The following is a 23,743-nucleotide window of genomic DNA, read 5'->3' as shown; positions in this document are numbered from 1 at the left end:
TTCCATCCATAGCGTGGTGGAGGCCGTGAACGAGACAGACCTGCGCGCCGGGGTGGGCGGGCTGGTGTCAGCGCAGGTAAGCGGTCGGCCCGCCTCCCCTGGCCTTTCTCCTGCCCGGCTGCTCGAACGTTCTCCGTCTGGTCTTCGCGGCCTCCGGTGGAGTCCCCGGCCGGGGGAGGGTTGGAACGGTGCCTCACAGCGGCGCGTACTGTAGGGCGTATGGAACTGTTCTCCGGTCTGCTGTCCTCGCTGGGCCTGTCGGGCGCGGCGGGCCTGAACGCCTTCGTGCCGCTGCTGCTGGTGGGCCTGCTGTCCCGTTTCGGGGTGCTGGGCCTGAACGAACCCTTTGACCTGCTGGGCAATACCTGGGTGCTCGTGGGCGTAGGCGTGCTGGGCCTGCTGGATTTCGTGGGCGACAAGATTCCGGGTGTGGATCACGCGCTGCACCTGCTGGGCGGCGTGGTGAACACGGCGGCCGGCGCGGTGCTGTTCGCCTCGCAGTCCGGCGTGGCCGACGTGCCCCCGGCCCTGAGCATGGCGCTGGGCCTGCTCGTGGCGGGCGGCGTGCATGCCACACGCACGGCGGTGCGCCCGGTGGCAACCGCCACGACCGGTGGCCTGGGGAACCCGGTCGTCAGCAGTATTGAGGACGGCGCGAGTGTCCTGCTCAGTGTGCTGGCTGTGTTCGTGCCGGTGCTGGGAGCCGTGCTGCTGGCCGTGGTGGCCGTGCTGGCCGTGCGCTTCTGGACGCGGCTGAGACCCCACCGGTTGGGGTAATACGGATTCCGATTGATTCGCTGCAGTTCCAAATCAATCCGAGCGGATGCGCGTAGAACCAACCTATGCCCCTGCGCGGTATGGAGCGGAATCCGTATGCCCCGGCAGAAAGCCGATTTGAGAAAGTATGCTGCAATCCGTCCGGGCGAATCTAGCCAAATTGTCAAAGGGATTTTGACATTCTGCACATGTGTCTCTAAGCTCGGGCTATGCAGGGATGCAATTACTGCAAATTGAGCTGAAAGAAGGAGACGCCATGAAACTGGTCACGGCTGTCATCAGGCCCGAGAGGGTCCAGCAGGTCAAAGAAGCGCTGTTCCAGGCTGGGATCAGCGGCATCACGCTCTCCCGCGTCAGCGGTCACGGCGGCGAGCAGGAAGTCGTGGAGCATTACCGGGGCACGCGCGTCATGGTCGAGTTCCGCGACAAGGTCGAGGTCCGCATGGCTGTCAGCGAACCCTTCGTGCAGATCGCCATCGAGGCCATCTGCAAGGGCGCCCGAACCGGCGAGGTCGGCGACGGCAAGATCTTCGTGCAGACCCTGGACCGCGTGGTCCGCATCCGCACGGGCGAGGAGGGCGCGGCGGCCCTGACGCCCGTCACCGAAACCCGCCTGGCCCCGGGCTGACCCAACCCGGTCTAACCCGGCCCAGTCTGGCCCGACTCAACCCGGCCTGGCCCGCCTCCCCCCCCCTTCCGGATCTCCCGACTTCAGGCCCCTCCAAGGAGAGTGACCATGCTGACCACCCCCACCCGAACTCCCCGCGCCCGCCTGGGTGCGCTGCTGCCCCTGGCAGTCACGCTGGGCGGCGCGGCCCTCGCGCAGACCGAGGCGCCCAAACTGGATACCGGCGACACCGCCTGGATGATCGTCGCCTCGGCCATGGTCCTGCTGATGACGCCCGGCCTTGCGTTCTTCTACGGGGGCCTGAGCCGCACCCAGAGCGTTCTGAACACCATGATGATGAGCGTCGTGTGCATCGGCCTGATCGGCGTGCTGTGGATGCTCGGCGGCTACTCGATCGCCTTTGCGCCCGGCGGAAACGCCTACTTCAGCGGGCTGTCCAACGCGGGCTTTAGCGGCCTGGCGGGGCAGCTGACCGGCACGATTCCCTCGTACATCTTCGCGGCCTTCCAGGCCATGTTCGCCATCATTGCCGTCGCCCTGATCAGTGGGGCCGTCATCGAGCGCATGCGCTTCGGGGCCTTCGTGCTGTTCGCCGGCCTGTGGAGCCTGCTGATCTACGCGCCGCTGGCGCACTGGGTCTGGAACGCGGACGGCTGGCTGTTCAAGATGGGCGCGCTGGACTTTGCGGGCGGCACCGTGATTCACATTGCCGCCGGTGTCAGTGGCCTGGTGGCCGCCTCGGTACTGGGCGCCCGCATCGGGTTCCCCAAAACCGCGCACGTTCCCCACAATGTTCCCTTCGTGCTGCTGGGTGCCGGCCTGCTGTGGTTCGGCTGGATGGGCTTTAACGCCGGCAGCGCCCTGGCCGCCAACCAGACGGCCGCGCTGGCCTTCATGACCACGCTGATCGCTCCGGCCGCCGCCATGCTGACCTGGCTGGCCCTGGAAAGCGTGCGGAACGGCAAACCCACCGCCGTTGGCGCCGCGACTGGGCTGGTCGTGGGTCTGGTCGCCATCACGCCCGCCTGCGCTTTTGTCAGCCCCGCCGCCTCGGTGATCGTGGGCGTGCTGGGCGCCGCCGCGAGCTTCGCCGTCGTGCAGATGAAAAACCGCATGAAGGCCGACGACGCCCTCGACGTGTTCGCCTGCCACGGGGTGGCTGGCATCGTAGGAGCCGTTCTGACCGGCGCGCTGGCCTTCACCACCGGTAGCGGCAAGCCCTGGGGCGAGCAGATGCTCATCCAGTTGCTCGGCGTGCTGGCCGCCATCGTGTGGACCGGCCTGGGCACCTTCATCCTGCTGAAGCTGGTGGGACTGGTCATGCCGCTGCGCGTCCCGGTCAGTCAGGAAATTGCCGGTATCGACATCAGCGCCCACAGCGAGCAGGGCTACTCCGACAGCGAGACGGGCCTGGGTGCGCCGGTGTTCGTCGGCGGCGACTGATCCAGCTTCCAGTGCCGCCTGCCCGTTCCCGCTGCACCTGCTGAACCCTCCACGCGGGTCCCGTCCGGAGTTCCGACCCGGCCCGCCCTGACAATTCAGACACTCCACGTTTGGCCGGCCCCTGACCGCATCCCCAGGGGCCGGCCCTCTGCTATGGACTCGGGTTGAAGGGGCTGCACAACCGTTGAACCGGAATCCGTCTGATTCCTCCCGCCGCCCGGTCTCATATGGGTTCCGATTGATTCGGCGTATTTCCGAATCAATCCGAGCGGATGCGAGTGGGAACAGCACACGGATTGGGCGGTATGGAGCCGCAGGCGGCGCCCTTCCGACTGTGGTGGAATGGAGCGGAATCCGTATCATCCGGACGCGGCGCCGGGGTGCCACAGCCGGGCTGACGCAGCACATCCAGGCCAACAGGGACGCTTGACCCCCCAGAGCGGTGAGAAGGCTGTGTTAAGATTGAGTACGAGTCTGACGCAATTATCACAACGGGTCGGGCCACCGAAAAACTCACCGCACCCCCGCCACACCTCATGACGTTCATGGGGCGCCTTGACCGGGGTGCTTGAGTCACGAAGGCAAAGGAGGAGTGAGTTTTGGACGTCTCAAGTCGAGTCTTAAGTGAACTGGCCAGCCGTGAAGCGGCCCTGGACGGGCAGATCGAAGCCGCGCGCACCCAGGCGCAGGCGATGGTCGCGGCAGCCGAGGCGGAAGCTTCCGGCATCCTCCGCGAAGCTGAAGCCCGTGCCAAGGCCATGCAGGCCGAGCAAGAGCAGCAGCTTGCCGCAGAAGTCGAGCAGATTCGCGCTCAGGCCAGTGCCGGCGCCCAGCAGCAGGCCGACGCGACGCGCACGCGCGCCGAGGCCAAGCTGGGCCAGGCCGTGGACACCATCATGAGGGCGGTGCTTCCGTGATCAACCCCATGCAGCAGGTCGTGATCGCCACGCGCAAACGCGACAGCGAAGCCGTCATTGCGGCCCTGCAGAATGCCGGGGTGCTGCACCTCAAGCCCATCACGGGCGGTCCACTGAACACCGGGACCCTGGCCGGAACAGACGCCCAGAGCCGCCGCGAGGACGAGCGCCTGCTCGCCCGCGTGGAGAGCACACTGGCGGAACTGGGCAGCTACCGCCCCGCGCCCGCGCCGCTGCCCGCCCAGAACACCTGGGCTGACACCATCGAGCAGGCCGCGCTTCCCGTGGCCGCGCTTGCCCGTCAGCGTCAGGAACTCCAGGCTGACCTGGACGCCGAAGCCGCCTACGGCGACGCCGTCCGCGCCCTGGCCAAACTGGCCGGTGGCCTGGACAGCAGCCGCCGCGTCAGCACCGTGCCCTTCTTGCTTCAGCCGACCGATAACGTCGCCGAACTGGAAGCCGCGCTGAACGAAACCCTGCGTGACCGCCACGCCCTGGCCACCGATACGGTCGGCCAGAACCGCGTGGGACTGATCGCCGCCCTCCGCACCGAACGTGACGCCGCGCGCGCCGCGCTGGGCAAAGTCCGCCTCGGCGAACTGCGCCTGCCCGGCCGTTTTGACCGTCTGAGCCTCAGTGAGGCCGCCAGCGCCATGACGCAGATCAAGCAGAGTGGCGAGAGCCGCCAGCGCGAACTGAACGCCGAACGCGACCGGCTGGCCCAGACGCACACCCCCGCGCTGTACGCCCTGCGTGACGCCCTGAAAGACTGGGTCGCCATTCACGACGTGCGCGCCGTGTCCGCCCGCGGCAAGTACAGCCTCGCCATGCAGGGCTACGTGCCCGAAGACCGCGTGCCCGCCCTTCAGGCGGCGCTCGGTACCTTCGGTGACGCCGTCAGCTACGAACTGCACGCCGTGGACGAACACCACGACACGCTGGTCCCGGTCGAACTGAAGAACAACGGGTACGTGCAGCCCTTCCAGACCGTCATGGGCCTGATGACCCTGCCGAAGTACGGCACCTTCGACCCCACCTGGGTCGTCGCGCTGTTCTTCCCGCTGTTCTTCGGGATCATCATGGCCGACATCGGCTACGGCCTGATGTTCCTGGCGTTCGGCATGTGGCTGCTCGGCAAGGCCCGGCGCAACGAAGGCTGGAACCTCAGCTTCTTCGGCGCGTTCGTGCCGCCCGCCACCCTCAAGGACCTGGGCTTCGTGACGAACGTCATGGCCGCCTGGACCATCCTGTGGGGCTTCCTGACCGGCGAGTTCTTCGGCACCCTGCTGGAGCACATGCACTTCTTCTACATCAACCCGGAGCTGCTCAACAGCCTCTGGAGCTGGACCGGCGTGACCTACCCCATCGAGGAAGGCGTCAAACACTACGGCGTGATCCCGATCGTGTTCCCCCGCCTGGAAACCGCCTACTTCAGCAACGTCGCGCTGGTGTTCGCGCTGTGCTTCGGCATTCTGCAGGTCCTGTGGGCCTGGGCGATCCGCATCCAGCAGGGCATCAAGCACAAGGACAGCACCCACACCTGGGAAGGCATCGCGCTGTTCGGCGGCGTGCTGGCCCTGATCATGCTGGCCTTCGCCACCAAAGCCGGGAAGGACTTCAGCGCCTTCACGAACTTCAGTGACGTGCGCGTGCTGGTCATGTACGCCGGGTTCGCCGCGTTCATCATCGGCTGGCTGCGCGTCATCAAGCACTACCCGCTGCTGCCGGTCGAACTGCTCTCGCAGGGCGGCGCGGTCGTCAGTTACGCCCGTATCTTCGCGGTCGGCCTGGTGTCCGCCATCCTGGCGAAACTCTGCACCGACCTCGGCTGGAGCCTCGGCGAAACGCTGGGCTTAATCGGTATCCTGATCGGCGTGATCCTGGGCATCGTCCTGCACTTCTTCGTGCTGGCCCTCACCCTGATCGGTCACATCCTGCAACCCCTGCGTCTTCACATGGTCGAGTTCCTCAACCCGACCGGTTTCAACGCTGAATCCAGCCCCCGTTACAACCCCCTTCGCCGCCTCAGCCCCGCCCAGGGGCCGGTTAAATAACTTTCAGGAGTGTTCACCATGACCAAGTACAACAAGATCGTCGTCGCTTCCCTCGTCCTCGCCCTCGCCACCAGCGGTCTGGCCCAGGAAGCCGGCGCCGCCGCCGGTAACTCCGACAACATGTACCAGGGTCTGCGCGCCATCGGCGCCGGCCTGGCCCTCGGCCTCGGCGCCATCGGCACCGGCATCGCCCAGGCCCGCATCGGCTCCAGCCTCGTCGGCGCCGTCGCCGAGGACCCCAGCAAGGCCGGCAGCCTGCTGCTGTACTTCCTGCTGCCCGAAACCCTGGTCATCTTCGGCTTCCTTGCGCTGTTCATCCTGAACTGATATGGCGCTCGACAAGCTCCTCGAAAACGAAGCCCAGGCGGAAATCGAGCGCCTGCGCGCCGACGCACAGGCCCGCGCCGAGCAGATCGTCGCCGACGCCCGCGAACGCGCCCAGGCCCTCCTGGACAGCCGGACCCGACAACTGGAAACGGCCCGTCAGGCCGGACTGGTCCGTGCGCGCAGCGCCGCCGACCTCGAAGGCAACGCCCAGCGCCTGACCTCCTCGGACAGCCTGCAGGTTCAGGCCTTCAAGGTCTCCGAGCAGTACCTGCACTCCTCGGTCACCTCGCCCGAGTACCCGCAGATCCTGGCGAAACTGATCGCTGAGGGCCTGCAGGTCCTCCCGAACGCCGAGGCGGTCGAGTCGGCGCTCAGCGAGCACGACGCCGTCCGTCAGGCCCTGGCCCAGCTGGGCCGCACCCTTGAACTGCGCGTCAACGAGCAGGTCAAGACCGGCGTCCGACTGGTCGGCCCCGGCGGCAAGTCCAGCATCCAGAACACCCTCACCGGCAGGCTCGAACGCGTGCGCGGCGAACTCGCGCCGCAGATCAGCCGACTGCTGGCCGAGTAAGGAAGTCCGCATGCCCGACGACTACGCTTACATCAACACGCGCGTCCGCATCATGCGGACCAAGCTGCTCGACGGACGCTCGCTTGACTCGGCGCTCGCCGCGGGCAGCTACCAGGAGTTCCTGCGGGTCCTGAGCGAAACCGACCTCGCCGCGAACCTGCGCGCCACCACCACCGAAACCGCCGGACTGAGCGAACTGGACCAGGCCCTGAGCCGCAACCTGTTCGACACCACCCAGAAAGTCCTGGGCTTCGCCGACGGTGACGCCAAACGCGAGATTCAGGCCCTGCTGATGAAGTGGGACCTCGTGAACCTCAAGACCGTGGCGCGCGGCGTCGCCGGAGGCCGCGGCGCTGAAACCATCAGCGCCAGCCTGATCCCCGGCGGCACCATCAAGGCCAGCGCCCTGCAGACCGCCGCGCAGAGCAGCGACCTGCCCAGCGCCGCCGCTGCCATCGCCCTGAGCGGACACCCGCTCGCGGCCGCGATGCGTACCGGCGCGCAGGCCTACGCCAGCAGCAACCGCCTGCTGGACCTCGAAATCGCGCTTGACCAGGGCTACTACCGCTACGCCCTGAGCGTGGCACGCAACACCAGCCTGCGCCGCTACCTCAGCCGCGAGATCGACGTGACCAACGCCCTGATCGCCCGCTCCAGCGCCGGACGGCCCCTCGACCCGACCCTGTTCGTGGCCGGCGGGAAACTCGACGCGGCCGGGTATGCCCGCCTCGCCGCCGGGGACGCAGGCGGCCTGAGCGACGTCGCCGCGATCCTAGAAGCCCCCACCCTCGAAGACGCAGAGGTCGCCGCCCGCGTCGCCCTGGACACCGCCGCGCGCAGCATCGCGGCCGGTGACCCCGACGGCGTGGGCATCATCCTCGACTTCCTGCGCCGCAAGGAAATCGAGATCGCCAAACTGCGCCTGATCGGCCGAGGCAAGTTCTACGACCTGCCCACCGACCAGATCCGCCGCGAGGTCCAGGCATGACCAGAGGCACCTCCACCCAGCGCGTCGCCGTTCTCAGTGACGCCGAGACCGCCACCGGCTACCGCCTCGCGGGCGCCGAGGTGATCGAGGCGACCCCCGAGACGGCCGTGGCAGAACTGGAACGCGTGATCATCAGCGGCACCTACGGCCTGATCGCCGTGGATACCGGCCTGATCCCCGACCCGGCCACCGCCACCGCCCGCGTCATGCGGGGCCGCGACCTGCCGATCCTGCTGCCCATCCCCAGCCTGCGCGACGCGTTCAACCCGGACACCGTCGATGCCAAGGCCTACATGGGCAAACTGGTGCGCGACACCATCGGCTTCGATATCAAACTGTGAGGGGGTTGATGGCAGATGGTCGATGGATAATGGTAAAAACCAGTTCTAACCGAAGTGTTTCTATCTCTTTCCATCAACTTTCTACCATCAACCGGCCCCCTCTTCCAAGGAGTACCAAATGACGCAGAACAAGACTGGCGTCGTGCAGAGCATCGCCGGACCGGCCGTCATCGCTGACGGCATGTACGGCGCGAAAATGTACGACATTGTGCGCGTGGGCACCGAACGCCTCGTGGGCGAGATCATCCGCCTCGACGGCAACACCGCCTTCGTGCAGGTGTACGAGGACACCAGCGGCCTGACCGTGGGTGAGCCCGTGGCCACCACCGGCCTCCCCCTGAGCGTCGAGCTCGGGCCGGGCATGCTGAACGGCATCTACGACGGCATTCAGCGTCCCCTGGACAAGATCCGCGAGGCTTCGGGCGACTTCATTGCGCGCGGCATCGAGGTCTCTTCCCTGGACCGCACCAAGAAGTGGAGCTTCACGCCCGCCGCGCAGGTCGGCGACACCGTCGGCGGCAGCGCCATCCTGGGGACCGTGCCGGAGTTCAGCTTCACGCACAAGGTCCTGACGCCCCCCGACAAGAGCGGCAAGCTCTCGTGGATCGCGCCCGCCGGTGAGTACACCATCGACGACACCATCGCCAGGCTCGAGGACGGCACGGAACTGCGCATGGCGCACTACTGGCCCGTGCGCGCCGCCCGCCCCGTCGCCAAGAAACTCGACCCCAGCCTGCCGTTCCTGACCGGGATGCGCATCCTGGACGTCATGTTCCCCCTGGTGATGGGAGGCGCGGCCGCGATCCCCGGTCCCTTCGGTTCGGGCAAGACCGTGACGCAGCAGAGCGTGGCGAAGTACGGCAACGCCGACATCGTGGTGTACGTCGGTTGCGGCGAGCGCGGCAACGAGATGACGGACGTGCTGGTCGAGTTCCCGGAACTCGAAGACCCCAAGACCGGCGGTCCCCTCATGCACCGCACCATCCTGATCGCCAACACCAGCAACATGCCCGTGGCCGCCCGTGAAGCGAGCGTCTACACCGGCATCACGCTGGCCGAGTACTTCCGCGACCAGGGCTACTCCGTGTCCCTGATGGCCGACTCCACGAGCCGCTGGGCCGAGGCGCTGCGCGAAATTTCTTCGCGCCTGGAAGAAATGCCCGCCGAGGAAGGCTACCCGCCCTACCTGGGCGCCAAGCTCGCCGCGTTCTACGAGCGTGCCGGGGCCGTCAAGACCCTCGCGGGCGACGACGGCGCGGTCAGCGTGATCGGCGCGGTCAGCCCCGCCGGCGGTGACATGAGTGAACCCGTCACGCAGGCCACCCTGCGAATCACGGGGGCCTTCTGGCGACTGGACGCCGGCCTCGCCCGCCGCCGTCACTTCCCCGCCATCAACTGGAACGGCTCTTACAGCCTGTTCACGCCCATCCTGGACTCCTGGTACCGCGCCAACGTCGGCGAGGACTTTCCGGAACTGCGCCAGCGCATCGGCAACCTGCTGCAACAGGAAGCGGCGCTGCAGGAAGTCGTGCAGCTCGTCGGCCCCGACGCCCTGCAAGACAACGAACGCCTGATCATCGAGGCGGGCCGCATGCTGCGCCAGGATTTCCTGCAGCAGAACGGCTTCGATCCCGTTGACGCCAGCGCCAGCATGCCCAAGAACTACGGTCTGATGAAGATGTTCCTGAAGTTCTACGACCAGGCCGAACTGGCCCTCAAGGACGGCGCGACCATCGACGAGATCGTCCAGAGCCCCGTCATCGAGAAACTCGCCCGCGCCCGCTACACCGCCGAAGGTGACTTCGCCGCGTACCGTGACGACGTGCTGGGCGAGCTCGACACCACCTTCAAGGGAGTGAAAGCGTGACCCTTCTCCAGAAGGAATACAACGACGTCGCGTACATCTCCGGGCCGCTGCTGTTCGTGAACGCAGCCTCGGACCTCGCGTACGGCGCCATCGTGAACATCAAAGACGCCACCGGCAAACTGCGCGGCGGTCAGGTCATCTCCGTGAGTGACCAGAACGCCGTGATCCAGGTGTTCGAAGAAACCCGTGGTCTGGACCTCGCGACCGCCAGCGTCAGCCTCGTCGAAGACGTGGCCCGCCTGGGCGTCAGCAAGGAAATGATCGGCCGCCGCTTCGACGGCCTGGGCCGCCCCATCGACGGGCTGCCCGAAGTGATCGCCGAGAAGCGACTGAGCATCAACGGTCAAGCCATGAACCCCGCCGCGCGCGCCAAGCCCGAGGAGTTCATCCAGACCGGCATCAGCACCATCGACGTGAACACCAGCCTGATCCGTGGTCAGAAACTCCCGATCTTCTCGGGCTCGGGTCTGCCGCACAACGAACTGGCCGCCCAGATCGCCCGTCAGGCCAAGGTGCCCGGCCACGAGGGTGACTTTGCCGTCGTGTTCGCCGCGATGGGCCTGACCCAGCGCGAAGTGTCGTTCTTCACGCAGGAATTCGAACGGACCGGCGCCCTGGCCCGCAGCGTGCTGTTCCTGAACAAGGCCGACGATCCCGCCGTGGAACGACTGCTGACCCCCCGCATGGCCCTGACCACCGCCGAGTACCTGGCCTTCGAGCACGGCTACCACGTGCTGGTGATCCTGACCGACCTGACGAACTACTGCGAGGCCCTCCGTGAAATCGGCGGCGCCCGCGAGGAAATCCCCGGTCGCCGTGGCTTCCCCGGGTACATGTACACCGACCTTGCGAGCCTGTACGAACGCGCCGGCGTGGTGCAGGGCAAACCCGGCTCGGTGACGCAGATTCCGATTCTGTCCATGCCCGACGACGACATCACGCACCCCATCCCCGACCTGACCGGCTACATCACCGAAGGTCAGATCGTGGTGGACCGCGCGCTGAACGCCAAAGGCGTGTTCCCCCCGATCAACCCGCTACCCAGCCTGTCCCGCCTTCAGGGCAACGGCATCGGCAAGGGCAAGACCCGCGCCGACCACAAGAACGTCTCAGACCAGCTGTTCGCCGCGTACGCCAACGGCCTGGACCTGCGCAAACTGGTCGCCATCACCGGTGAAGACGCCCTGAGCGAAACCGACAAGCTGTTCCTGCGCTTCGCGGACGACTTCGAGAACTACTTCATCGGCCAGGGCAACCAGGACCGCTCCATCGACGACAGCCTCACCGTCGCCTGGGGCATCCTGAGCAAACTGCCCCAGAGCCAGCTGACCCGCCTCGGCAAGGACTCCATCGACAAGTACTACGGCACCAAGATGGACGAAATGTGGAAAGGCAACCGCATGTGACCCCCTGACGGAAGGCGTCCGGGCCTAGGGGGCCCGGAACCCCCGCCTTCCGTCGTGACCGACCGACCAGGGAGGTGAATACTTATGGCAGAACAGATCAGCCCCACCCGCAGCGCCATGCTGGCCAGCAAGGCCAGCCTGAAAACCGCGCAGAGCGGCGCGGACCTCCTGAAACGCAAGCGTGACGCCCTGATCGGGGAATTCTTCGCGCTTGTCAAGGACGCCCTCGCCGCGCGCGAGGAACTCGCCGGCGTCAGCAAGGGCGCGTACACCAGCCTGTTCAGCGCGAAAGCCTGGGACAGCCCCGAAGCCGTCGAGAGCCTCAGCCTTGCGGGCAGCGGCGACTACGTCGTTGACATGCAGATCGTGAGCATCTACGGCGTGAAAGTCCCCAAGATTGAAATCCCGGAACGCGCGAAGACCGCCACGTTCAGCCCCATCAACGTCGGCGCGCGCACCATCCAGGCCGCCACCGACTTCGGCGGCGTGCTGGAAGCCATCGTCAAGGTCGCCGCGACCGAGACGAAACTGCGGCGCATCGGCGAGGAAATCAAGAAGACCAGCCGCCGCGTGAACGCCCTGGAACAGATCCGCATTCCAGGCATTCAGGACGACATCCGCTTCATTCGCGGCGTGCTCGACCAGCGCGAACGCGAGGCCAGCTTCACCCTAAAGAAGATCAAGGCGAAACTGGAAGCCGAGGCCGCCAAGGACAAGGCCAACGCGCAGGCCGGACACCACGGCAGCGCCGCAGACTGAACCTTTCACGGCACCCTCTGAACCGCCCCCCACCCGGAGGGCGGTTTTTTTGTGCGCTGCCCGGACAAGAGCGCCCTGTCACGCCGCAACCCCGTGTATGCCGCGCCGCTTGCCCCGAACGGCGCCACAGCTGCGTTTGCACGTCGTCTTTGGCGCGTCTTCAACCGTTATGAGTAGGGCGGCCGTCAGGGCGGTCGTCAGGGCGTCATGGGTTCAGCCGTGCCGGGCCGCGAGGGCCGCGCCGATCACGCCGGCGTTCGTGCCCAGCTGCGCGCGGCGGATCGTGACGGGCGCGAAGCCCTGCGCGTACTCGTCGGCGGCGGCCTGCACGCCGTGGAAGAAGTAATCCCCGACGCTGGCGACCCCACCACCCAGCACGAACACCTCCGGGTCGATGGTCTTTTGCAGGTCGGCCAGGGCAATGCCGATGTGCCGCATGGCCTGCGCGATCACGCGCCGCGCAGCAGGGTGCCCCTGCTGCGCCAGCTGGAAGGCCTCGGCGGTGCTCACGTCGCGGTTCAGGGCGAAACTGGCGTCCCGGGCGATGGCGGTGCCGCTGGCGACCGCTTCGAGGGCGCCGTCCAGGCCCGCGCCGCTGACCGGGCCGCCGGGCAGGGCCGTGATGTGCCCGATCTCCCCGGCAATGCCGTGCCGGCCACGCCAGATGCGGCCGTTCAGGACGATGCCCGAGCCGATGCCGGTGCTGACCGTCACGTAGATGCTGCTCTCGGCGCCGCGCGCGGCGCCCAGGTGCGCCTCGGCCAGCGCGGCGGCCTTGGCGTCGTTCTCCAGGACCACGCGCTGCGCGAGGCGGTCGCGCAGGCCGTCCACGAGGGGCACGTCGGTGAAGCCGTAGATGTTCGGCGCGAACTTCACGCGGGTGCGGTCGGTGTTCAGTGGTCCCGGAATGCCCACCCCGATCAGTCGGGCGTGCGGGTGGCGGTCCTGGAGACGGCGGATCTCACCGGCAATGGCGTCCAGTACGGTTTCCCAGCCGGTTTCCGGGGTGGGGATCACGTGAGCGTCAAGCAGTTCGTCGCCGCGCAGGACGCCGCTGGCTATCTTGGTGCCGCCCACGTCAATGCCGATGCTGATGGGTTCGGGAATGGAGGGATTGGTCATGCTTGCTCCTGGGTTTGCTGTGAACTCGTGGCGGGGCCGGGCTGACCCCACGACTGGGAACGCTTCCAGTGCAGGCTCCCACTACGGTCTGACCCCGGCCTGCCGGAACGAAGAAACGGGAACGGTCAGGTCTACGCTCTTCACTGTACCGCGCCGCCCAGGGCCGGAATTAAGACGGACTGCGGTGAAGTACGTCTAGCATTGCGAGAGTCCGTCAGATGCGAGCAGCACTAACAACGAAGTTCGCAGCATGGAGCTTCAGGCAGTGCGCACCCACGTGAGGCGGTATAGAGCGGAATCCGTATCACGTGCCTGAGCGGTCTGACCCCTCTGGGCGTATGGCAGCGGCGTGCTCATCCGGCTCCGGCCCGTCTGGTCCCGGGTTGCCGGACTCGGGGGCAAAGCCCAGCAGGTCCAGCGCCTCGGCCAGTTGCACCTCGGGTACGTAGAGGCCCACGTCGCCCTGATACCCGCCCGTCTCGATCTCGATCACGGGACTCCCCATCGACCACTGAAACGGCGTGCGGACCACGCTGACCACGCCGCCGTCCATCAGGTTGCGCCGCCAGCCTTCCGCCAGGATGCGCGGCAGGGTATCGATCCGCACCCACACGTCGCCCTGGTACAGCACCCGGTCCTCGTACGTGGCGCTCACGGCGTGGTCGTCCGCACCAGCACCGGGGCGATCCGCTCCGTGAAGCCCGGCGGAATCACGGCCGGGAGCCCCTGACCGTCCACGCGCACCTGCACGGACCGCGCGAACGCACACGGCACGCCGTCCGCCAGGATGCGGGCCACACCCGTCCAGCTGGTGCGGCCCACCCGCTCGATCAGCGTTTCGATCACGACCTCCTGCCCCAGACGGATGTCCCGCACGTAGTCCAGTTCCAGCCGCGCCAGCACCGAACGGTCATCGGCGTCCCGCACCTCAAGCGCGCGCGACAGATCCATGCGCGCCACCTCCAGGAACTCGGCGTAGCGGGCGTTGTTGACGTGCCCCATGGCGTCCAGGTCGCCGTACCGCAACTGGATGACCGTGCGGTGGGCGTCGCCCCAGTTCAGCGCGGGAATGCGCGTGGGGGAGGCCGCGCCCGCCGGGACTGCGTCTGTAGAAACCGTCATGCTCCCAGTGTAAAGCGCCCCGTCCGGCCGGGTGCGCCGCCCCGCCGGCGCGTATCTCATACGGACTGCCGCTCCATTCCACCACAGTCGGAAAAGCGCCGCCTGCGGCTCCATGTCGCGCCATCCGTCTGCTGTTCCCACTCGCATCCGCTCGGATTGATCCGGGACTGGGCCGAATCACTCGGAATCCGTGTCACCCATCCAATCGGGCGCGCCGCCCGCTATGCTGGCAGGCGTGACTGACCTTCCGCCTCCTCCCGTCCCGCCGACCCGGGCGACGTGGTGGCAGCGACTCCAGCGGCGTATTCAGCGCCTGCAACGCCTGCCGCTCACCATGATGATCGCCAGTCTGCTGGCCGGACTGGGAATCGTGCAGCTGAGCTTTCAGCTGGTCAACTCGGCGTACCGCAGCGTCACCTGGAGCGCCCAGACCCGCGATACCCTGACCCGCACCGGCACCCTGGAACAGGACGTGCGTGTCCTTCAGGACGCCGTGAAAGCCCACCAGGACCCCACTTACCTGCGCGCCCTGGCCCGCTGCCGGGGCTTTGTCGCCGTGGGCGAGCGCGTCGTGGTTGCCAGCGACGCCCCGGAAACCCCGCCCGGCGAGAACTGCAAGGCCCTGCGCGTTCCGTAGAGGGGTGATGCCCGAAAGGTGATGGTTGACAGAGGGGGTCTCCCTTCCATCAACCATCACCTTTCTGCCTTCGACGTCGTTCAGAACACGCGGTCGAGGATCAGCGGCTCCGTGGCGGGCGCGTGTTCGCTGAGGGTCAGACCCTCGCTGAGGAGGCGCGTGGCGACTTCCAGGCCACGGGCACTTCTGTGGTAGATGCGGATCACGCTCTCGCCCGCCTGCACGGCCTCGCCGGGCTTACGCAGCAGTTCCACGCCCACGCCGTGATCGATGGCCTCGCCCTTGCGTTCGCGCCCGCCGCCGAGGGCCAGCACAGCGCGGCCTACGCTCAGCGCGTCGATGCCCGCCACGAAGCCCGCGCTCTGGGCGGTCACGTCGGCGCGGCCCGGCGCCACGTCGAACTTGCTCACGTCGTCCACGTAGGTCGCGTCTCCGCCCTGCGCGGCCACGAACGCCCGGAATTTCGCGAGGGCCGAGCCGTCGCGCAGGGTGGCGAGCGCCCGCCCGCGCGCCTGCGTCTCGTCCTCACCCTGGGCGGCCAGCGCCTCGACGGCCAGCGCCACGCACAGGTCCGTCAGGTCCTGCGGGCCCTCGCCGCGCAGGGTCGCCAGGGCCTCCAGGACTTCCAGGCTGTTGCCGACCATGTGGCCCAGCGGGGTGTCCATGTCGGTCAGGACGGCGCGCACCTGCCGCCCGGCGCGGTTACCGATGTCCACCATCGCGCGGGCCAGTCCGCGCCCGGCGTCCAGGGTACGCATGAATGCTCCGGCGCCCACCTTCACGTCCAGCACGACCGTGTGCGCGCCCGACGCGAGTTTTTTACTCATGATGGAACTGGCGATCAGGGGCAGGCAGTCCACGGTGGCGGTCACGTCGCGCAGGGCGTACAGTTTCCCGTCAGCCGGGGCGAGGTCCCTGCTCTGCCCGACGAGTGCCAGCCCGATCTCGCGGGCCTGCGCGATGAAGTGGTGCTCATCGAGTTCGCTGGTCCAGCCGGGAATGCTTTCGAGCTTGTCGATGGTGCCCCCGGTGTGCGCCAGGCCGCGCCCACTCATCTTGGCGACCGTCTGGCCCAGCGCGGCCAGCATGGGCGTCAGGATCAGGCTGGTCTTGTCGCCCACACCGCCCGTGGAGTGCTTGTCCACGGTGCGGGGCAGGTCCCCGAGGTTCATCAGGTCACCGCTCTCGGCCATGACCACCGTCAGGTCAGCCGTTTCCTGCTCGGTCATGCCCCGCAGGAACACGGCCATCAGCCACGCGCTCATCTGGTAGTCCGGCACGTCGCCGCGCGTGTAGCCCAGCACCAGGGTTTCCAGTTCGGCGCGGGTGTGGGTTTCCCCATCGCGTTTCTTACGAATCAGGTCGGGGATGTTCACGGCATTGGGCGTCGAGGTGGTCATAGCGTAGTGTACGTCTGCCGCAGTTCTGCCCCGCCGCGCTACAGGGGACCGGGCGTGCTTTTCCAGCCGACTTTCGCGTGCGTGCCGTCGCAGTAAGGTTTGTTGCTGCTCTGCCCACAACGGCACAGCGCCGCGCGCACTTCCCGCTGTTGCCCGCCGGGCGTTTCGATCACGAGGTTGCCCCGGATCATCACCGGCCCGTCGGGCGTGGGGGTGACGGTGGTGGGTTCCTGCGGCATCTCGGTCTCCTGGTCAGGCTGATCAGGCTGATTCGGCTGGTCGTGCAGGGCGTAGTGCAGCGCCCCGGTCGGGCAGGTGCGCACGACCGCCGCGACCGCCTGCGCCCCGGCGTTGGCGGGCTGAATCCAGGGCCTGCGGGCCGGGTCGAACACGTCCGGCAGGCCCCTGACGCAGTTGGCAACGTGCAGGCAGCGCCGGGCGTCGTAGTAGACCGTGATGCCCGGCGCGGTGTACGCCCGGCCCTGCGCGAGATCCTGCTGGCTTGGCTTGGTCATGCCCCAGTGTACGCAAGTTGCGCCGCGCCACCGCTCGGGTGCCGGGCCCGAGCGGCGTACTTCAACGGAACCGGGAGGCGCCCACGGCCAAGAAAACCCCCCTCGCAGCGGAGGGGGGCCAGTCAGGGGTGGGAGATCAGGCGGGGGGCAGCTTCGCCAGTTCCGGCGTGGGCTGCGGCGCGCCGTTCACGCGGGCCACCGCCTCACGCACCACGTCACCCGTGATGAGTTCCTGTGACAGCAGGGCCTCGGCGACCTCGTGCATGGCGGCGCTGTACTCGGTGATGATCTCACGCGACCGCTCGAAGGCGCGGGTCAGGATGCGCTTGACGTCCTCATCGACCAGCTGGCTGGTGTGCTCGCTGAACGCCTTGGGCCTGGCCATGTCCTCGCCCAGGAAGACGGGGCCGCTGTCGGTGGTAAGGGCCATGTTCTTGAAGTTCTCGCCCATGCCCCACTCCAGCACCATCTTGCGGGCGATGTTCGTCGCCTTGCGGAAATCATCGGCCGCGCCGCTGGTCACGTTGCCCATGAAGACTTCCTCGGCGGCGCGGCCACCGAGCGCCACGACCAGCTGGTTTTCCAGGCGCTCTTTGCTCATCAGCACCTGTTCTTCGGGCAGGTAGAACGCCGCGCCCAGCGCCCGGCCACGCGGGATGATGCTGACCTTCTGGAGCTTGTCGCTGCCGGGGATCACGGCGGCAGTCACGGCGTGCCCGGCCTCGTGGAAGGCGATGGCGCGTTTCTCGGCGTCGCTGATGGTCAGACTGCCGTTCTCGAGGCCCAGGGTGATCTTGTCGAGCGCGCGGTAGAAGTCGCTCATGTCGATCACGGTCTTGCCGATGCGGGCCGCTTCGAGCGCCGCCTCGTTCGTGACGTTCTTCAGGTCCGCGCCGCTGAAGTACGGGGTGCTCTTGGCAATCTCGTTCACGTCCACGCCGCTGCCGATGGGCTTGTTGCGCAGGTGCACCTTCAGGATCGCCTCGCGCTCCTTGAGGTTCGGCAGGTCGATGGTCACCTGACGGTCGAAGCGGCCGGGGCGCAGCAGCGCGGGGTCCAGCACGTCCGGGCGGTTGGTGGCGCCCAGCACGATCACGCTGCTGGCCTTGTCGAAGCCGTCCATTTCCGAGAGGATCTGGTTGAGGGTCTGCTCGCGCTCGTCGTGACCGCCGCCGATGCCTGCGCCGCGCTTCCGGCCGATAGAGTCGATCTCGTCAATGAACATGATGGCCGGCGCGCTCTTGCGGGCGTCCTCGAACAGGGTGCGGACGCGGCTCGCGCCGACCCCCACGAACATCTCCATGAACTCGCTGGCGCTGACCGAGAAGAACGGCACGTCGGCCTCGCCGGCGATGGCGCGGGCCAGCAGGGTCTTACCGGTGCCGGGAGGGCCGACGAGCAGCACGCCCTTGGGAATCTCCGCGCCGATCTGGTGGTACTTGGCGGGGTTCTTCAGGAAGTCCACGACCTCGATCAGTTCCCGCTTGGCTTCCTCATGACCGGCCACGTCCGTGAACTTGGTCTGCACGCGGTTTTCCTTGCCGTATTTCTTGGCCTTGCTCTGCCCGAACTGCATGACGCCGTTCTGGCCGCCCTGCGAGCGCATGAAGAAGAAGTACATCATGCCGATCAGCAGAATGATGGGCAGGAAGTTCAGCAGAATCCCGAGCCACTGGCTGGGCTGTTCGAAGCGCAGATCCACGTTCCGCGCCTCCAGTTGCGTGATCAGGCCGCTGTCGGGCGTGGCGAGGCTGCTGGGCAGGCGCACCGTGAAGGACCGGGTTTCGGTCGTGCGGGGTTGCTGGCCTGCCGGGGTGGGCAGCGCAACCCGGGTGGGCTCCTTGAGGGTGACGGTGGCGGTGTTCTCACGCACGATCACCTGGGAGACTTTGTCCTGCTCCAGCAGGGCTTTGAATTCGTTGTAGTTCACGCTGGTTCTTCCGCTGATGGGTGCCTGCGAGAACATCACGAACAGGGCCAGTACGAACAGAACGATCAGCCAGGGATTGAGCCGTTTCAAGAACAGTCCTCCGGGGGAGTGAATGGGGCGTTCGGGGCACCCTTGGCCCCACCGAAGTTGAGTGTACCAGACTCAAGGTGTATGAAATTGTCCCGATTTCACAGCCTTCCTCACCGGCGCTTTAGCCTTCGGTAACCTTGACCCGCGCCTCCTGGCGACCGCGCCGCCACACCAAGCCAAGCGCCAGCAGACCCAGCAGCACGCCCACCCACAACGCCAGAACCAGCGCCAACGGTAGGAAGTTCAGCGCGATCCCGAGCCACTGGCCACGCCTCTCGAAGCGTAGGTCCACGTTCTGGGCCTTCAGGTGGGCGGCCAGCGCCGAATCCATCATGACGGCGCTGTCCGGCCGGCGCACCCGTACCCGCTGACCGCCGCGCAGCCAGGCCTGAACGTCCACTCCGTCCCGCACGACCACCCGCTCCACCCGCCCGTCCGCTGCGTGTCATGGCCCTCACTTCATCACGGCGCGCCCTGGCCCGCAAGCACCCAAAGCATGACTGGGCGCGCTATCCTGAGGAAGAATGATTGACGTGGACACCACCTGGCAGCAAGTCTGCGCGGCACTCGCGGGCGGCGACTACGACGCGGCCTTTACCATCCTGGAGGCCGCCATGCAGGAGGCCCGCAAACCCGAACGCGCCCGCCTGTCCCTGCTGACTGGCAGCGTGCACGCCCTGTACGGCGATTCGGCCCTCGCCGAGATCGGCGCGGCGCTGCGCGAGGCCCGCATCCTCGACCCGGCCGTCCGCGCCGACCCGCTGCACCTCGCGCTGATCGCGGAACTCGACGCCCGCACCCACGGCCCAGACGCCACCGCGCCCGCGCAGGCCGTACGGGACGCGGCCGACCCGCTGGCCCGCTTTCACGCCATGTGCGCCCTGGTGCTGGCCGAGAAACCGCAGGAGGCGCTGGACCTGCACATTCCCAGCGCGGACCTGCCTGTTCACCTGCGCTGGCGGCTGCGGTCCTGGGAGGCCGACGCGCACGAGCAACTGGGCCAGACGGCCGAGGCCATCAACCTGTACGCCGAGGCCGCGCATCACGCCGAGGGGCTGAACCGCGCCGTAATGCTTCAGGAACAGGCGGCGCTGCTGCTGCAAGACGGCCAGTCGGAAGCCGCGAACGCCGCGCTGAACCAGGCCCGTCCCCTGTACCCCGCGCACCCCCGGCAGGACGACCTGGAAGAATTCAACCTGAACCTCGCCACCTGGCATTACCTGCGCGCCCAGACCCTCCTGAACCTCGGGCAGCCCGGCACGGCGCACGACATGATCCGCGAGGCCGCCCGCCTGGAAGCGCAGTACGGCGACCCCAGTTACGGCGTGGCCCTGGTGCGCGGCCAGGTCCTGACCCACCTGGGCCAGCAGGACCAGGCCATCACCGCCTTCGAGACGGCGCTGGCCCTGGCCACCGAAACGGACCGCCCCTACGCCAACCACGAACTGGGCGTGGCCCTGCTGGACCTCGACCGGCCCGTCGAAGCCCGCGAGAAACTCGAGGCGGTCCTGAACGAACCCGAGTACCCCTACCTGCCCGAAGTGCTGGCCGACGTGGCCGAGTGCGATTACCGGCTGGGCCGCCTGCAAGAAGCGCAACTGGAGGCCGAGCAGGCCCTGGCGCAGGGAGCCGTGGTGCCCGCCAGTCTGGTGCTGGGCAGCGTCGCCCTGGATTACTTTCAGCTGGACGAGGCGCTCGAACACTACGGGCGGGTGATCCGCGAGGCCGCCCCCGACAGCCGCGACTGGATCGCCGCGCACCAGATGGCCACCGACGTGATGGCCCAGCAGGGCTTCCCGGACCCCGCCGCTGCGTACGCCCACGCGCAGCAGGCCCTGACCCACACCCCGGAAAGTGACGACTGGCACGGCACGCTGATCGAGCACATGCGCCGCGCCGAGGCGCTGATGGCCGAGAAGGGCGGCAGCGGCGGCCGCATGCTGAACTGATCCGGATTCCGGGTTGAAGGGGTGGCGAAGACCCTTTAACCCGAGCGAATCGAGTGGGAGCAGAAGCGGGCGGTCAGCGCCAGCCCCCCCCAGAGGGTCAGCCCTTCAGGGCGTCCGTCAGGGCGGCGTTCAGGGCGTTGGGATCGGCCTTGCCGTCCGTGGCGCGCATGACCTGCCCGGTGAAGAAGCCCAGCAGGGCCGTGCGTCCGCCCCGGTAGGCGTCCACCTTGTCGGGGTTGGCGGTCATGACCTGCGCGATGGCGGCGGCCAGTTCGTCCGGGGTCAGGCCCCCGGCGAGGTTCTCGCGTTCGATGATGGCGGCGGGAGCCTCGCCGGTCTGCGCGGCGCGGGCCAGCACTTCCCGGGCCACGCGGGTCGTGATCTGGCGCGCGCCCAGCATCGCGGCCAGCGGCTTCAGATCGGCCGCCTGCACCCGCACCTCACCGGCACGCAGCCCCGGCGCGAGGTCATTGGCGGTCCAGGAGGCCACCTGCGCGAAGGTGCCGTCCGGCGTGGCCCCGGCCAGGAAGGCCAGCAGGGCCGGGTCGCGCGCCAGGGTGCGGGCCTCGGCGTCCGATACGCCGCGCGCGCTCAGGCGGGTCGCTTCGGCCTCCTGTTCCGGGCTCAGGGGGGCGGGCGCGGGGGTGGGTGTGGCAGCGTCCGGCGCCCGGTTCACGTCCGGTTTCTGCGGCCCGGTCTGCTTCCCGCGCGGCCTGGGGGGCGCTTTCGTCTCCCTGGGCGCCTCGCGGGTCCAGGTGTCTTTCAGGGTGATGATCCGCCCGAACACCAGGGCGTCGGGGCGGCTGTCGACCGGGTCGCGCCAGAAGTACCCCTGCCGCTCGAACTGGTAGCGGGTGTCTGCCGGGTCGCCGGTCACGCTGGCCTCCACGAAACCGTGCGTGACACGCAAACTGTCTGGATTCAGGAACCGCAGGAAGCCCGTTGCGGCCGGCCGGTTTTCAGGCAGGTCGGCGTCGTCGTGGCCAGGCTGTTCCGGGCCGAAGTCCGGTTCCAGTTCGCCGCTAAGGTCAGCAGCAAGGTCGGCAGCAAGGTCGGCAGCAAGGTCGTCCTCGTTGGCGCCCTCGGGGTTCGGCACGCGGAACAGCCGGTCGTACAGGCGGAACTCGGCGGGCACGGCGGTCGCGGCGTCTACCCAGTGAATCACGCCGCCCGCGCGGGCGTCCTCGCCCAGCAGCGTGGCGTGCACGGCCGTGACCTGCCCGCTGCCGTCCGTCTCGAAACGGTCGGCACGGATGATGCCGGCTCCGCGCAGCCGGACCGTGCCGCCCGGCGTCAGGCGCTTGAAGCCCTTCGGCGGCTGCGGGTTGAAGTCCTCACGCTCGATGAACAGCTCGCCGCTGAGGGTCACGGGACGCGTGGCCTGCTCGGGCGGGACGCGCAGCCCGCCGGGCAGGCCCACCAGTCCATCCGGCGAGTCGCGGATCACGTCGTGCGGCCAGTACGGCAGGTCCAGCGTGCGCGCCGGTACCGGCTGGCCGTCCGGGCCGCTCAGGGTCACGCGCAGGGGGTCCGTGACGGCCATCACGCGCGGCGCGTGGTGGTTCAGGTCGTCGCGCACGGCGTTCTCGTACACGGCGAGGTCCACGGTGCGGTTGGTGCGGCTCACGCCGATCTGCGACGCGAAGGACCGCACGGCCTGCGGCGTCACGCCCAGGCGGCGCTGGGCGCGCAGGGTCGGCATGCGCGGGTCGTCCCAGCCGCTCACGTGTCCTTCCTGCACCAGCTGGCGCAGCTTGCGTTTCGAGACGACCGTGTACTCCAGGCTGCGCCGACCGAACTCGTACTGATGCGGGCGCGGCTCGAAGCCCAGCCTCTCCATCAGCCAGTCGTAGATGGCGCGGTTGTCCACGAACTCCAGGCTGCACATGGAGTGCGTCACGCCCTCCAGCGCGTCCTGAAGCGGGTGCTGGAAGTCGTACATGGGGTAGATGCACCACGCGTCCCCGGCGCGGTAGTGGTGGGCGCGCAGGATGCGGTACAGCACCGGATCGCGCAGCTTCATGTTCGTGCTGGCCAGGTCGATCTTCGCGCGCAGGACGTGCGCGCCATCCGGGAATTCCCCGGCGCGCATGCGGCGCAGCAGGTCCAGGTTCTCGTCCGGCGTGCGGTCCCGGTAGGGGCTGGGCGTGCCGACCTCGTTCGCCGCGCCGCGCAGCCGGGCCATCTCGTCGCCGCTGACCGAATCCACGTACGCGTCACCCTGGCGGATCAGCTGCTCGGCGTACTCGTAGTACCGCCCGAAGTTGTCGCTGGCGTAGTACAGGTGCTCACCCCAGTCCCAGCCCAGCCAGCGCAGATCATCAATGATCGCGTCCGCGAACTCCTGCGATTCGCCCAGCGGGTTGGTGTCGTCCAGGCGCAGGTGGTAGCGCCCGCCCAGTTGCGCCGCCGTCTGGAAATCCAGGAACGACGCGAACGTGTGGCCCAGGTGCGCGTACCCGTTCGGTTCGGGCGGAAAGCGGGTCACGACCTGCGGGTACTTCCCGGCACTCAGGTCGCGCTCGATGATCTCGGTAATGAAGTTCGGTGCCACGCGCGGCGCAGCGTCACCGGCGGCAGGAGAGGAGTCGGGGGCCGTCATGCTGCCCAGCATAGCGGGGTGCGGCGCTGGGCCGCCCAAACCGCACGCCAGTTCATGCCCCCGGCTCACGGGCCTGCGGGGCGCGCCGGGGTCTCAGGGCCGCGCTGCCAGGCTGCCCAGCATGCCACGCACCTGGGTCTGCAGATCGCGGTCCAGGGCGCCCTGCGCGTCCAGGGTGGCGGCGCGGGTCAGGACCGCGCGGGCCTGCGGGTGCCGGAGCAGGCTCATGGCGATCCCGGCGTGCGCCTGCACGAACACGCTGTCCGGTGCGGCGCGGGCGGCGCGCGTGGCGAGGTCG

23 protein-coding genes are annotated in these 23,743 nt (G+C 68.0%); 14 read left to right on the top strand and 9 right to left on the bottom strand.

Going from position 1 to position 23,743, the window contains the following annotated elements; genetic code table 11:
* Nucleotides 1-219: 219 nt before the first annotated feature.
* From QZ271_RS03435 to QZ271_RS03380, 12 genes are all read left to right on the top strand, one after another.
* Complete coding sequence (locus QZ271_RS03435) at nt 220-777, top strand: DUF4126 domain-containing protein (RefSeq protein WP_291428992.1); 558 nt, start codon at nt 220-222, stop codon at nt 775-777.
* Between the two features lie 256 nt (nt 778-1,033).
* Nucleotides 1,034-1,405: a P-II family nitrogen regulator gene (locus QZ271_RS03430; protein ID WP_291428990.1), complete on the top strand. Its 372-nt coding sequence runs from the start codon at nt 1,034-1,036 to the stop codon at nt 1,403-1,405.
* A 108-nt stretch (nt 1,406-1,513) separates the two neighbouring features.
* A complete protein-coding gene (locus QZ271_RS03425; protein WP_291428988.1) occupies nt 1,514-2,848 on the top strand; it encodes an ammonium transporter in 1,335 nt (444 codons plus the stop codon).
* Between the two features lie 599 nt (nt 2,849-3,447).
* The gene (locus QZ271_RS03420; RefSeq protein WP_291428987.1) at nt 3,448-3,765 is read left to right on the top strand and encodes a V-type ATPase subunit subunit G family protein; all 318 of its coding nucleotides are present in this window, start codon (nt 3,448-3,450) and stop codon (nt 3,763-3,765) included.
* Nucleotides 3,762-5,819, top strand: coding sequence for a V-type ATP synthase subunit I (locus tag QZ271_RS03415; RefSeq protein WP_291428985.1), 2,058 nt, complete (start codon nt 3,762-3,764; stop codon nt 5,817-5,819). Before QZ271_RS03420 ends, QZ271_RS03415 begins: the two co-directional genes overlap by 4 nt.
* Nucleotides 5,820-5,837: 18 nt before the next feature.
* Nucleotides 5,838-6,146 carry a V-type ATP synthase subunit K gene (locus QZ271_RS03410; protein WP_273990223.1) on the top strand — a complete coding sequence of 103 codons (309 nt, stop codon included), beginning with the start codon at nt 5,838-5,840 and terminating at the stop codon, nt 6,144-6,146.
* A 1-nt stretch (nt 6,147) separates the two neighbouring features.
* Nucleotides 6,148-6,717, top strand: coding sequence for a V-type ATP synthase subunit E (locus QZ271_RS03405; protein ID WP_291428981.1), 570 nt, complete (start codon nt 6,148-6,150; stop codon nt 6,715-6,717).
* A gap of 10 nt (nt 6,718-6,727) precedes the next feature.
* A complete protein-coding gene (locus QZ271_RS03400; protein ID WP_291428979.1) occupies nt 6,728-7,705 on the top strand; it encodes a V-type ATPase subunit in 978 nt (325 codons plus the stop codon).
* Nucleotides 7,702-8,046, top strand: coding sequence for a V-type ATP synthase subunit F (locus QZ271_RS03395; RefSeq protein WP_291428978.1), 345 nt, complete (start codon nt 7,702-7,704; stop codon nt 8,044-8,046). The genes QZ271_RS03400 and QZ271_RS03395 overlap by 4 nt, the downstream gene beginning before the upstream one ends.
* A 118-nt stretch (nt 8,047-8,164) precedes the next feature.
* Nucleotides 8,165-9,913 (top strand): V-type ATP synthase subunit A, encoded by a 1,749-nt coding sequence (locus QZ271_RS03390; protein WP_291428976.1) that lies wholly within the window; start codon nt 8,165-8,167, stop codon nt 9,911-9,913.
* Nucleotides 9,910-11,319, top strand: coding sequence for a V-type ATP synthase subunit B (locus QZ271_RS03385; protein WP_291428974.1), 1,410 nt, complete (start codon nt 9,910-9,912; stop codon nt 11,317-11,319). The genes QZ271_RS03390 and QZ271_RS03385 overlap by 4 nt, the downstream gene beginning before the upstream one ends.
* Nucleotides 11,320-11,403: 84 nt before the next feature.
* A complete protein-coding gene (locus QZ271_RS03380) occupies nt 11,404-12,078 on the top strand; it encodes a V-type ATP synthase subunit D (protein WP_291428972.1) in 675 nt (224 codons plus the stop codon).
* A gap of 213 nt (nt 12,079-12,291) precedes the next feature.
* On the opposite strand, the gene QZ271_RS03375 is transcribed toward QZ271_RS03380, so the two are convergent.
* The 3 genes from QZ271_RS03375 to QZ271_RS03365 all read right to left on the bottom strand — a co-directional run bounded on the left by QZ271_RS03375 (nt 12,292) and on the right by QZ271_RS03365 (nt 14,322).
* The gene (locus QZ271_RS03375; protein ID WP_291428970.1) at nt 12,292-13,200 is read right to left on the bottom strand and encodes an ROK family protein; all 909 of its coding nucleotides are present in this window, start codon (nt 13,198-13,200) and stop codon (nt 12,292-12,294) included.
* A gap of 304 nt (nt 13,201-13,504) precedes the next feature.
* Nucleotides 13,505-13,855, bottom strand: coding sequence for a hypothetical protein (locus QZ271_RS03370; protein WP_291428968.1), 351 nt, complete (start codon nt 13,853-13,855; stop codon nt 13,505-13,507).
* Nucleotides 13,852-14,322 (bottom strand): thioesterase family protein, encoded by a 471-nt coding sequence (locus QZ271_RS03365; RefSeq protein ID WP_291428966.1) that lies wholly within the window; start codon nt 14,320-14,322, stop codon nt 13,852-13,854. Before QZ271_RS03365 ends, QZ271_RS03370 begins: the two co-directional genes overlap by 4 nt.
* 235 nt (nt 14,323-14,557) lie before the next feature.
* Here QZ271_RS03365 and QZ271_RS03360 point away from each other — a divergent pair, with 235 nt between their 5' ends.
* Complete coding sequence (locus tag QZ271_RS03360) at nt 14,558-14,959, top strand: cell division protein FtsB (RefSeq protein ID WP_291428965.1); 402 nt, start codon at nt 14,558-14,560, stop codon at nt 14,957-14,959.
* Nucleotides 14,960-15,039: 80 nt separating this feature from the next.
* Here QZ271_RS03360 and QZ271_RS03355 read toward each other — a convergent pair whose 3' ends face one another.
* From QZ271_RS03355 to QZ271_RS03340, 4 genes are all read right to left on the bottom strand, one after another.
* Nucleotides 15,040-16,359, bottom strand: a complete 1,320-nt coding sequence (locus QZ271_RS03355; RefSeq protein ID WP_291428963.1) for a thymidine phosphorylase — start codon at nt 16,357-16,359, stop codon at nt 15,040-15,042.
* 38 nt (nt 16,360-16,397) lie between these two features.
* Nucleotides 16,398-16,874 carry a (4Fe-4S)-binding protein gene (locus QZ271_RS03350; RefSeq protein ID WP_291428961.1) on the bottom strand — a complete coding sequence of 159 codons (477 nt, stop codon included), beginning with the start codon at nt 16,872-16,874 and terminating at the stop codon, nt 16,398-16,400.
* 136 nt (nt 16,875-17,010) lie between these two features.
* Entirely contained in the window at nt 17,011-18,894 is a 1,884-nt protein-coding gene (gene ftsH / locus QZ271_RS03345) for an ATP-dependent zinc metalloprotease FtsH (RefSeq protein WP_291428959.1), read from the bottom strand.
* Between the two features lie 121 nt (nt 18,895-19,015).
* Nucleotides 19,016-19,306 carry a hypothetical protein gene (locus QZ271_RS03340; RefSeq protein ID WP_291428957.1) on the bottom strand — a complete coding sequence of 97 codons (291 nt, stop codon included), beginning with the start codon at nt 19,304-19,306 and terminating at the stop codon, nt 19,016-19,018.
* 112 nt (nt 19,307-19,418) lie between these two features.
* On the opposite strand from QZ271_RS03340, the gene QZ271_RS03335 reads away from it, so the two are divergent.
* Entirely contained in the window at nt 19,419-20,843 is a 1,425-nt protein-coding gene (locus QZ271_RS03335) for a hypothetical protein (RefSeq protein WP_291428955.1), read from the top strand.
* Between the two features lie 97 nt (nt 20,844-20,940).
* Here the strand turns inward: QZ271_RS03335 and QZ271_RS03330 are convergent, their stop codons facing one another.
* Entirely contained in the window at nt 20,941-23,445 is a 2,505-nt protein-coding gene (locus QZ271_RS03330) for a glutamine--tRNA ligase/YqeY domain fusion protein (protein WP_291428953.1), read from the bottom strand.
* A 93-nt stretch (nt 23,446-23,538) separates the two neighbouring features.
* Nucleotides 23,539-23,743: hypothetical protein (locus QZ271_RS03325; RefSeq protein WP_291428951.1), on the bottom strand; the 205-nt coding region annotated here is incomplete at its 5' end.

This window comes from Deinococcus sp., assembly GCF_018260555.1.
Lineage (GTDB): Bacteria > Deinococcota > Deinococci > Deinococcales > Deinococcaceae > Deinococcus.
This window is presented reverse-complemented; position numbering and strand designations above follow the sequence as displayed.

What these genes read in the sequence shown, in the direction of transcription:
- QZ271_RS03355 (WP_291428963.1), bottom strand. Translation starts at nt 16,359, where the DNA reads ATGACCACCTCGACGCCCAATGCCGTGAACATCCCCGACCTGATTCGT.
- QZ271_RS03395 (WP_291428978.1), top strand. Translation starts at nt 7,702, where the DNA reads ATGACCAGAGGCACCTCCACCCAGCGCGTCGCCGTTCTCAGTGACGCC.
- QZ271_RS03430 (WP_291428990.1), top strand. Translation starts at nt 1,034, where the DNA reads ATGAAACTGGTCACGGCTGTCATCAGGCCCGAGAGGGTCCAGCAGGTC.
- QZ271_RS03335 (WP_291428955.1), top strand. Translation starts at nt 19,419, where the DNA reads ATGATTGACGTGGACACCACCTGGCAGCAAGTCTGCGCGGCACTCGCG.
- QZ271_RS03365 (WP_291428966.1), bottom strand. Translation starts at nt 14,322, where the DNA reads ATGACGGTTTCTACAGACGCAGTCCCGGCGGGCGCGGCCTCCCCCACG.
- QZ271_RS03350 (WP_291428961.1), bottom strand. Translation starts at nt 16,874, where the DNA reads ATGACCAAGCCAAGCCAGCAGGATCTCGCGCAGGGCCGGGCGTACACC.
- QZ271_RS03375 (WP_291428970.1), bottom strand. Translation starts at nt 13,200, where the DNA reads ATGACCAATCCCTCCATTCCCGAACCCATCAGCATCGGCATTGACGTG.
- QZ271_RS03435 (WP_291428992.1), top strand. Translation starts at nt 220, where the DNA reads ATGGAACTGTTCTCCGGTCTGCTGTCCTCGCTGGGCCTGTCGGGCGCG.
- QZ271_RS03400 (WP_291428979.1), top strand. Translation starts at nt 6,728, where the DNA reads ATGCCCGACGACTACGCTTACATCAACACGCGCGTCCGCATCATGCGG.
- QZ271_RS03330 (WP_291428953.1), bottom strand. Translation starts at nt 23,445, where the DNA reads ATGACGGCCCCCGACTCCTCTCCTGCCGCCGGTGACGCTGCGCCGCGC.
- QZ271_RS03380 (WP_291428972.1), top strand. Translation starts at nt 11,404, where the DNA reads ATGGCAGAACAGATCAGCCCCACCCGCAGCGCCATGCTGGCCAGCAAG.
- QZ271_RS03405 (WP_291428981.1), top strand. Translation starts at nt 6,148, where the DNA reads ATGGCGCTCGACAAGCTCCTCGAAAACGAAGCCCAGGCGGAAATCGAG.
- QZ271_RS03410 (WP_273990223.1), top strand. Translation starts at nt 5,838, where the DNA reads ATGACCAAGTACAACAAGATCGTCGTCGCTTCCCTCGTCCTCGCCCTC.
- QZ271_RS03390 (WP_291428976.1), top strand. Translation starts at nt 8,165, where the DNA reads ATGACGCAGAACAAGACTGGCGTCGTGCAGAGCATCGCCGGACCGGCC.
- QZ271_RS03425 (WP_291428988.1), top strand. Translation starts at nt 1,514, where the DNA reads ATGCTGACCACCCCCACCCGAACTCCCCGCGCCCGCCTGGGTGCGCTG.